The organism is Azospirillum formosense (genome assembly GCF_013340925.1).
GTDB lineage: Bacteria > Pseudomonadota > Alphaproteobacteria > Azospirillales > Azospirillaceae > Azospirillum > Azospirillum formosense.
The window spans coordinates 1-8629 of the sequence record NZ_WHOR01000253.1 but is presented as its reverse complement, the minus strand read 5'-3'; the positions used below and the strand labels follow the sequence as shown (position 1 = coordinate 8629).

Sequence of the window (8629 nt, the reverse complement as noted above, 5' to 3'; positions counted from 1 at the left end):
GTCTCCGCCGACGACCTGTCGAAGGCCAAGCTGCACAACGCCAGCGGCGAGGAGATGGGCTCCATTTCCGAACTGGTGGTTGATCCGAACACCGGGCGCGTCGCCTACGCCGTGGTCGAGGCCGGCGGCTTCCTCGGTCTGGGCGAGCGCAACTTCCCGGTTCCGTGGGCATTGGTCCAGCCGGCGCAGGCCGGCGACGGCTATGTCCTGAACGTGACCAAGGACCGGCTGACCGCGGCGCCCCAGTTCACCCGCTCCAACCGCCCGGACATGTCGGACCGGCAATGGGCGGTGGCGCTGCACACCTATTACGGGGTCCAGCCCTATTGGATGCGCGACGGTGCGGCCCTTGCCGCGGTTGGTATGCCGGAGGGCGGTGCCGCGGGATCGCCGCAGCTTCAGTCGGAGGTGCAGCGCCTGTCGCAGGAGGTGGATCGGCTGAACCGCGAGCTGTCGCAGGCCCGCACGCTGGCCGATACGGCCCGCAAGCCCGAAGGGGCGGCCCAGCCGGGGTCGTCCGGTTCGACCGGCGGCGCGCCGGCCCCGGAGCAGGGCGGTTCCACGCCGCCCGCCCCGCAGCAGTGACCCCCGAAGCAGTGACCCCCGAAGCCAGTGACCATGGAAAAAGATCGAGGAGAGCAGCGATGGCGATGACGAGCCAACAGGGCATGGGCGGCCGCAACGCGGCCCTGCCGGACGATCTCGAACGCATGATCAACGTCGGGCACACCGAACGTCTGGTGTCGCTGGTCGGCGGCGGCCTTCTCGCCGTGCTCGGGTTGCGCCGTCCAACCGTCGGTGGGGCGGCGCTGGCTTTGGCCGGCGGCGCCCTGGTCGCCCGCGGACTGACCGGCTATTGCCCGGCCAAGGCGATGATGGAGGATTTGGGCGGCCATCACGGGGCGGGAATCCCCGCCGAGGACGTGGATCAAGGCGTTCATCAGTACTCGCGCCATCCCGGCGACATCTACGACGACGCCGACGACAAGGAGAAGGTGGACGAGGCGTCGATGGAATCCTTCCCAGCCAGCGATCCGCCGTCCTTCACGCCCGGCGCCGTTTGATCGTCTCCGGCCCCATAGAAGCTGGTCCTGCGAAAAGGCCCCTCCGAAAGGTGGGGCCTTTGTTTTTGTTGCGGTCCCCGTCATGAATACGCAAGAAAGAGGTATGGATTGCCTCCGCGCACTTCGCGTCTTCGCTGTGTGAAGGCTGTGTTACGGATAAACAAAGCGATAATGTCGGATATATTGCGACTTTAACAAGTTGCCTATGACCTTCGATTGCATTATGGTGCGTTGCACAATCCGAGTGATCCGATCTGGCGCACTCTGAATCCGGCCACCTTGCAATCCGGGAAAGCCAGCCTATGACCACGATCATCCCCGCCGCCGCCACGCTTGAAGGCAAGAAGGGCCTCGTGCTCGGCATCGCCAACGATCAGTCGATCGCGTGGGGCTGCGCCCGCGCCTTCCGCGCGCTGGGCGCGGATCTCGCGATCAGCTACCTGAACGACAAGGCGAAGCGATTCGTCGAACCGCTGGCCCAGCAGCTCGAAGCGGAGATCTTCGAGCCGGTGGACGTCACCGGCGAGGGTGAGTTGAAGGCGATCTTCGAGAAGATCGAGCAGAAGTGGGGAAAGCTGGACTTCGCGCTGCACTCCATCGCCTTCGCTCCGAAGGACGATCTGCACGGGCGCGTCGTCGATTGCTCGCGCGAGGGCTTCCAGATGGCGATGGACGTGTCCTGCCACTCCTTCATCCGGATGGCCCGCTACGCGGAGCCGCTGATGAAGGACGGCGGTTCGCTGTTCACCATGTCTTATTTCGGCGCCAACCGCGTGATCGACAATTACGGCGTCATGGGTCCGGTGAAGGCCGCCCTGGAGGCCAGCGTGCGTTATCTGGCGGCGGAACTGGGCCCGAAGGGCATCCGCGTCCACGCCATTTCCCCGGGTCCGATCAAGACCCGCGCCGCGTCCGGCATCGCCCATTTCGACGAGCTGATGGAGAAGGCCGCGGAACGCGCGCCGGAGCAGCGCCTCGTCACCATCGAAGAGGTCGGCTACACCACCGCCTTCCTGGCGACCGACGGTGCCAAGGGCATCACCGGCAGCACAACCTATGTGGACTGCGGCTATTCGATCGTCGGCTGACCGAGCGGCCGTTTGCAGATAAGTTGGGGTGGCTGATCGTCGCCTCATCTTCATAAAGTCGATGTGAAGGCAGGCGGAAACATGACGTTTCCCCTGCCTTTTCGCGTCTTTGTTTTGGTGCGGCAAAATGCCATGTGACGATCGTATGCGTTCGTTTTGTAGAAAATGCGCCCATAATGCAGGCAAAGGCCGTCGGTTGCGGAGTCGGCGGTAACAAGGGTCGCGGCGTCTGGTATTTACGATTCCTTGACGGGTTGCGCACCTTCATCTTCAGTTGCGCAGGTACGGCGCGCTTCCCTTCAATGCGGTGGCTTTCGGCGGAATTGCCCGGTGGCCGCGGAAGACAGGGTGCGGAGGGTTCATGGGTGTCATTACGTGGAGGCGGCAGCTCAGCGTCGGCCAGCCGTCCATCGATGAAGATCACAAACACCTGATCGAGTATCTGAACGAACTGGACGCCGCGCTGAATTCGCGCAGCTTCATGCCGGTGCGTGTCGCCAAAATTCTCATGAAGCTGCTGGAGTACACCCAGCAGCATTTCGCCCGCGAAGAGAAGATCATGCAGGCCGTGCATTACCCGAAGTTCGAGGAGCATGTCCGCCAGCACCATGAGGCGGTGCGGACGCTGAGCGAACTGTCCGCGGTCTTCACGCGGGACCCGACCCACCAGAACGCCGAGCGGATCTACACCTTCACGGCGGATTGGCTGGTCCACCACATCATCATGCAGGACACTCAGCTGACTCCCTATGTGCGGGGCGTCTGGGTCTGAGGGCCGGACAGGACGTTACAGGTAGGCGCTGCGCCGGCGGCCGGCGGCGTTCTCCCACGCCCATTCGACGACAAGGCTCAGCAGCCGCTCCAGCGTCGGGCGCACCTGACGCGCCGACTCCTCGCGGAAGCTGAAGGGCGCCTGCTCGTCCATATAGGTGACCTGCGACAGTTCGAGCTGGATCGAATGGATGTTTTCGGCGGGGTTTCCGTATCGGCGGGTGATGAAGCCGCCCTTGAAGCGCCCGTTCTGCACCGAGGAGAAACGTCCGGTCGCGGTGAGCACGTTCATCACCCGGCCGACCAGCGCCGGCGAGGCGCTGGCTCCTTCCGCCGTGCCCAGGCTGAAGTCCTGAATCTGTCCGTCGAAGAAGCGTGGCACCTGCGATCGTATGGAGTGTGCGTCGAACAGCACCGCCACGCCGAAGCGATCCTTCAGCGCCTGGAGCTCGCTGTCGAGCTGTTCGTGATAGGGGCGCCAATAGGCGTCGAGCCGGCGCCGCACCTCCGCGGCGTCCGGTTCCTGTCCCGGCTGATAGACCGGCTGGTGATCGAAGGTGGTGAGGGGACAGAGTTCGGTGTTGCCGGCGCCGGGGTGGGGAGCGGCGCCGTCGGGGTCGCGGTTCAGATCGATCACGTAGCGTGAGGCGATGGGCCTCAGGAAGCCGATGCCCAGCGCCGGGGCGAAGTGATAGAGGCGGTCGAGATGCCAATCCGTATCCGGCACCGCCAGGGCGGCGTCGGTCATCGTGGTGGCGATGTCTGGCGGTACGATGGTACCGACATGCGGGATGCTGAGCAGGACGGGGGTTTCCCCCGGCTGGAAGCGGAACGTCTCCATGCCAACACCCTTGGTTTCCTGGCCCCACCCTTCAGGCCATTCGTGCAACAACGGTTTGATGCGCCGCAGCATGATCTGGACTATGCGGCGCAACCGGCATGGCGGTCAAATCCTATTGCGTATTTGTTATAAAGGCTTCAACGGGTTGTGGCGGTCGATGCCGCCGCAACCGCACCATCAGGCTTCCAGGTCGCCTTCGCTTTCCTCCGCCACATGGTCGACCATGTCCGACAGGACGCGCCGAATGTGCTCGTCGGTGATCAGGTAGAAGACGCGGTTGCCGCGCCGTTCCGCCTGGATCAGTCGTCCCGCCCGCAGCAGGCGGAGATGATGGCTGACCAGGGACGGCGAAAGGCCCAGCGCCGCCGCCATGTCGCCGACCGAAGTCGAGGTGTCCAGGCAAGCCAGGATGATGCGCAGCCGGCTGGGGTCGCTCATCAGGCGGAACATGTCGGCCAGTTCGGTGGTCTGGTCTTCGGACAGGCGGAGATGCGCCGGCTTGTCCTTCGGTGCTGACCCTTTTTGCATGCCGCGTTGGTTCCCGCTCGTAAGGTTTTTATCGGTGGTTGCCGCTCTTACAAAGTATAGGTCGGCCGCCGCGTCAATCCCATAGGTCGGCGAAGCGCTGCCCGAAGTCGCCGGGCGAAGACCTCTTACGTATGGCCTATCGCTCGCCTGTTGACCTTGGGCGAGGGCTCGGGAACAATTCGGCCATAAGCACGACGGTCCGGGACAAAGGCCGCACAGGATGCCTTAAACGATCGCATGAACGGGATCGTATGAACGGTCGAGCAAACGACCGAAACGGGCAGGATCGAGGGGGAGGACCGCCATGACGTCGCGCCGACAGGTTCTGCTGCCGCTCGCTCTGGCCCCGGTGGCCGGCTGGGCGATCTGGGCGACCAACGCCAACGAGCCCACGCATCCCGCCGGGCCATTCCACCTTCCCTTGGACGACACCACGGCCCTGTGGCGTGATCTGGTGCAGGTCCGCATGGAAGGTCCGGCAGCCAATCCGGTCTTCCCGACCCGCGTCAAGGCGCTGGAAGGAAAGCTGGTGACGGTGCGCGGCTTCATGGTGCCGTTGAGCGACGCGCCGGCCCACAACCGCTTCATCCTTGCCGCCAACCCCATTGCCTGTCCGGCCTGCCACCGGCCCAGCCCTTCCACGATGCTGCACGTCCACAGCCAGATCCCGGTCCGCGAATCGCAGGCCCCGGTGCTGATGACCGGCACGCTGCGGCTGAATCCTCTGGAGGGCTTGTTCTATCGTCTCGACCGCGCCGAGCTGCGCTACGCCTGATCGTTGCGGATCTGATCGGTCGTTCCTTTTTTCGCTGTGTCATGGAATGCTGCCGCCTGTTCGAGTCGGACCGATGGCTGGGAGCGCGTGGGCGAAGGGGGAGCGGCGCTGTGGCGTGCCGCCGGGTTGTTCCTGGCGCTCGTCTTCTATGGTCTGCTGAGTGCTCCGGCCCCGGCGGAGATCCGTCCGGCGGAAGGGATGATCGGCGCGTTGCTGGTTCTGGGCGTCGGGCTGCGGCGTCCCCTGTCCGTGGTGACGGGCCAGACCTTGCTGGAGGGCGGTTCGCCGCCGTGGGAGGCGCCCGCGGTGCTGGCGCTGGCGGTGCTGTTGTGGTGCCCGCTGATGCGCGGCGTGTGGCTGGACTGGGCGCCGGGCGACATGGTGCGCGACGTGGTGCCCCTTCTTTATCTGTTCCTTCCCGTGCTTCTGGTGCCGTTGCTGCGCGCCGCCCCCGACCGGGCGGCGGGGTTGCTCGCCGGTGGTCTGGCGGTGGCCGGTGTGGGGTTCGCGCTGCGCTGGTGGAAGCAGGCGGACTGGGGCTTCGGCGCCGTCGGCGTTCGGGCGATGGCGGACGGCGGGGTCTATCTGCTGAACGCTCCGTCGGTCCTGTTCGCCGCCATCGCGCTGCCGGCCTTCGGAGGCGGGATGCTGACGCATGGCGGGTGGCTGCGGCGCGTTGCCGGTGTGGCCGCGATTCTGGGTGGCTTGCTGTGTCTGGTGGCGCTGGCCGGGGCGGGGCACCGGCTGGGGCTCGGGCTTGCCGCGATGGCCTTCGCCGCCTTGGGGCTGTGGTGGCTGCGCCGGGCGCCGCTGGCGGTGCTGGGGGCGGGGGGGATGGCGCTGCTGTTGGTGGCGCTTTTCCCCGATGCGCTGTTGGGGGCCCTGGGACAGGTGGCCGAAAAAACCCGGCTGGCCGGGGCCAACGCCCGATGGGAGGAGGCGGAGGCCGCGCTCGGGCAAGCCTTGTCATCCCCGGCCGCCTTCCTGTTCGGGCAGGGGTGGGGGGCGCTCCTCGCCAATCCGGCGGTGGGCGGCTGGCGCGTGTCCTACACCCACACGCTCGTGACCTATGCCCTTGCCAAGACCGGGGTGGTGGGGCTGTGCGCGCTGATCGCCTATCTCGGCGGTCTTGCTCCGCGTGTGCTGGCGCTCCTGCGGTCCGAACCCGCGCTCGGCTGGGCGGTGTCGGCGCCGCTGATGATGGCGCTCGGCGTTCACACCAGTTTCAAGTATCTCGACACCGGCCTGCTGCTCACCCTGGCGGTCCTGGCCGCGGAACGCGGGAAGCAGTTGCCGGTACGCTGAAGGAGATGCATACTTATGCGTGTCAAAACACTTCAATGAACCTTCATCCGTGGGCTGCCCATCCATCCTGTTCGTCAACCGGGTGTTTCCTCCTGACAAGGGGGCGACCGGGCGTTGCGTGTCCGACTTGGCGGAACGGATGGCGGCGATGGGGTGGCGGGTCACCGTCGTCGCGGACGGCTGCGGACCCAGCAACGCGCCGCCCGGCGTCATCGTCTGCCGTACGGGAGGGGAGAGCCCGCCGGATGCGGGAGCGGGACGCACGGACGCGCGGCTGACCGTCCGCGGCTACCTCGCGGCCGCGGTTCGGCTGATCCAGCGGGCGTTGCGCCTGCCGCGGCACGATGTCGTGGTGACTATGACCGATCCGCCGCTGCTGGCTTGCGCGGGGCCGCTGATCGCCGCCCGCCATGGTGCGGCGTCCATTCATTGGAGCCAGGATGTCTTTCCGGCGTTGCTGCCGGTGCTCGGCATCCGCTTGCCGGAACCGCTGATGCGGATGATGGAGTGGGCAAGCGCTCGGGCGCTTCGGCGCCATGACGCGGTGGTCGCCATCGGGCGCTGCATGGCCGGGCGGCTGGCGGTGGGGGTGGCGGCCGAACGGATCACCGTCTTGCCGAACTGGCCCGATCCGCGCATCCGGCCTGTGCCGCGCGCGGAGAATCCGTTCCGGCTGGAGCATGGTCTGGGCAACCGGTTTACCGTGGCCTACTCGGGAAACATGGGGCTGGCCCACCCGATGGACGCCGTGCTCGATGCGGCGACGTTGCTGGCCCGCAGCGATCCCGCCATCGAGATTCTGCTGATCGGGGAGGGGCGGCGGCGTGCCGCCGTGGCGGAGGCGGTGGAGCGGTGTGGGCTGGCGAACGTCCGGCTGCTGCCGCTCCAGCCGCCGGACCGGCTGGCGGAGAGCCTGTCCGCCGCGGATCTGCATCTGGCGACCATGGATCCGCGGGCCGAGGGGCTGCTGGTCCCCAGCAAGGTCGCCGGCGCGCTGGCGGCCGGCCGGCCTTGCCTGTTCCTGGGGCCGTCGGGCAGCGATGCGGCGGCCATGCTGGAGGGCTGCGGTCAGAGGTTGGCTCCGGACGACGCGGCGGGACTGGCCACCGCGATTCGCCGCTATGCCCGCGATCCGGTGCTGTGCGCTGAGCACGGAGCGCGGGCGCTGGTCGTCGCATCGTCCTGGGACGCCATGGCGGCGGCCCGGCGGTTCATGGCGCTGGCCGACACGCTGCGCCGGACGAGGCTGCGCGGCGCATCCGTCCTGCCTGGGCGGAGTCTGCCCCATGCCTGACGGAATGCCGCTGCGCCGCTCTTCGTTGGAGGTCGAGGCGGTGGAGTCGGGGCTGCGGCTGCGCCGGTCCCTGCGGATGATGCGGGATGGCTGGCCGATCCTGCTCATTGGGATGGCGCTGGGCGTGGCGGTGTCCGTGACGGCCCTGCGTCTGGTGGTTCCGCAATACACCGCGGTGATGGTGATCGGGCCGACCGCCCGCGTCGGTGCGGCGGCCATGGGCGCGCGACTGCCCGTTCTGATCGGCCGGGAGGCCGCCGCGGCCGCATCGGAGCCCGGTCCGGGGGACGAGATCCTCTCGGACTTCGCGCGCTACCTCCAGCTTTTCACCTCCATCCCCGTGGCGGAGCGGATGATGGTCGATCCGGCGCTGTTGCGCGGCCTGTTTCCCGGCCGTTGGGACGAGGAGGCGGGGGGCTGGCGCCCCGCGCCGGGGCCGGTTGCGTCCGCCAAGCGGCTGTTCCTCGCGCTCGTCGGCCGATCGGATTGGGTGGAGCCCGACGCGGAGCGGGTGGCGAGCGCGCTTCGGGAGCGGCTGACCGTGGACATGGTGGGCAGCGGGCCGATGCGAAGGCTGCGGCTGCGCCATCCCGACCGCGCCATGGCGTTGCGGATCCTCTCGGCCGCCGCCCAGGCGACCGACGCCCATCTGCGGGCGGAGGCGTCCCGGCGCAGCGCCGCGCAGATCGCCCATGCCCGCGCCCGTCTGGCCGGAATCACCGTGGCGGAGCACCGCCGCGCCCTCGCCGACCTGCTGTCGGAGCAGGAGCGGATCGCCATGATGATCGAGGTCGATCTGCCGCTTGCGGCGGACGCCATCGAACCACCGGCCGCGGCGCAGCGCCCGGATTGGCCGAATCCCCTGACGGTCGTTCCCATGGCGGCGCTGGTTGGTTTGGTGGCCGGGGCGCTCGTCGTCAGTCTGCGGCGCCTGTGGCTGGCGGGTGGGGAGGCGGCTCCGTG

10 protein-coding genes are annotated in these 8629 nt (G+C 67.6%); 8 read left to right on the top strand and 2 right to left on the bottom strand.

Going from position 1 to position 8629, the window contains the following annotated elements; genetic code table 11:
- From GBZ26_RS23765 to GBZ26_RS23750, 4 genes are all read left to right on the top strand, one after another.
- The coding region (locus tag GBZ26_RS23765; RefSeq protein WP_174440972.1) for a PRC-barrel domain-containing protein at positions 1–585 on the top strand (585 nt) is incomplete at its 5' end.
- A gap of 59 nt (positions 586–644) precedes the next feature.
- Positions 645–1064, top strand: a complete 420-nt coding sequence (locus GBZ26_RS23760) for a YgaP-like transmembrane domain (RefSeq protein ID WP_174440971.1) — start codon at positions 645–647, stop codon at positions 1062–1064.
- A gap of 302 nt (positions 1065–1366) precedes the next feature.
- Positions 1367–2152, top strand: coding sequence for an enoyl-ACP reductase FabI (gene fabI, locus GBZ26_RS23755; RefSeq protein WP_174440970.1), 786 nt, complete (start codon positions 1367–1369; stop codon positions 2150–2152).
- Positions 2153–2513: 361 nt separating this feature from the next.
- Positions 2514–2924: a bacteriohemerythrin gene (locus tag GBZ26_RS23750; protein ID WP_174440969.1), complete on the top strand. Its 411-nt coding sequence runs from the start codon at positions 2514–2516 to the stop codon at positions 2922–2924.
- Positions 2925–2939: 15 nt separating this feature from the next.
- Here GBZ26_RS23750 and hutG read toward each other — a convergent pair whose 3' ends face one another.
- Both hutG and GBZ26_RS23740 read right to left on the bottom strand, forming a co-directional pair.
- Positions 2940–3764: an N-formylglutamate deformylase gene (gene hutG / locus GBZ26_RS23745; protein ID WP_174440968.1), complete on the bottom strand. Its 825-nt coding sequence runs from the start codon at positions 3762–3764 to the stop codon at positions 2940–2942.
- A 177-nt stretch (positions 3765–3941) separates the two neighbouring features.
- The gene (locus tag GBZ26_RS23740) at positions 3942–4292 is read right to left on the bottom strand and encodes an ArsR/SmtB family transcription factor (protein ID WP_014240322.1); all 351 of its coding nucleotides are present in this window, start codon (positions 4290–4292) and stop codon (positions 3942–3944) included.
- Positions 4293–4596: 304 nt separating this feature from the next.
- Here GBZ26_RS23740 and GBZ26_RS23735 point away from each other — a divergent pair, with 304 nt between their 5' ends.
- The 4 genes from GBZ26_RS23735 to GBZ26_RS23720 form a co-directional block, all read left to right on the top strand.
- A complete protein-coding gene (locus tag GBZ26_RS23735) occupies positions 4597–5067 on the top strand; it encodes a DUF3299 domain-containing protein (RefSeq protein WP_174440967.1) in 471 nt (156 codons plus the stop codon).
- 87 nt (positions 5068–5154) lie between these two features.
- Entirely contained in the window at positions 5155–6372 is a 1218-nt protein-coding gene (locus GBZ26_RS23730) for a hypothetical protein (protein WP_174440966.1), read from the top strand.
- Positions 6373–6421: 49 nt separating this feature from the next.
- Positions 6422–7666, top strand: a complete 1245-nt coding sequence (locus GBZ26_RS23725; protein WP_343207196.1) for a glycosyltransferase family 4 protein — start codon at positions 6422–6424, stop codon at positions 7664–7666.
- A partial coding sequence (locus GBZ26_RS23720) for a hypothetical protein (protein ID WP_174440964.1) occupies positions 7659–8629 on the top strand: 971 nt, incomplete at its 3' end. The genes GBZ26_RS23725 and GBZ26_RS23720, both read left to right, overlap by 8 nt.

What these genes read in the sequence shown, in the direction of transcription:
- GBZ26_RS23740 (WP_014240322.1), bottom strand. Translation starts at nt 4,292, where the DNA reads ATGCAAAAAGGGTCAGCACCGAAGGACAAGCCGGCGCATCTCCGCCTG.
- GBZ26_RS23750 (WP_174440969.1), top strand. Translation starts at nt 2,514, where the DNA reads ATGGGTGTCATTACGTGGAGGCGGCAGCTCAGCGTCGGCCAGCCGTCC.
- fabI (WP_174440970.1), top strand. Translation starts at nt 1,367, where the DNA reads ATGACCACGATCATCCCCGCCGCCGCCACGCTTGAAGGCAAGAAGGGC.
- GBZ26_RS23735 (WP_174440967.1), top strand. Translation starts at nt 4,597, where the DNA reads ATGACGTCGCGCCGACAGGTTCTGCTGCCGCTCGCTCTGGCCCCGGTG.
- hutG (WP_174440968.1), bottom strand. Translation starts at nt 3,764, where the DNA reads ATGGAGACGTTCCGCTTCCAGCCGGGGGAAACCCCCGTCCTGCTCAGC.
- GBZ26_RS23760 (WP_174440971.1), top strand. Translation starts at nt 645, where the DNA reads ATGGCGATGACGAGCCAACAGGGCATGGGCGGCCGCAACGCGGCCCTG.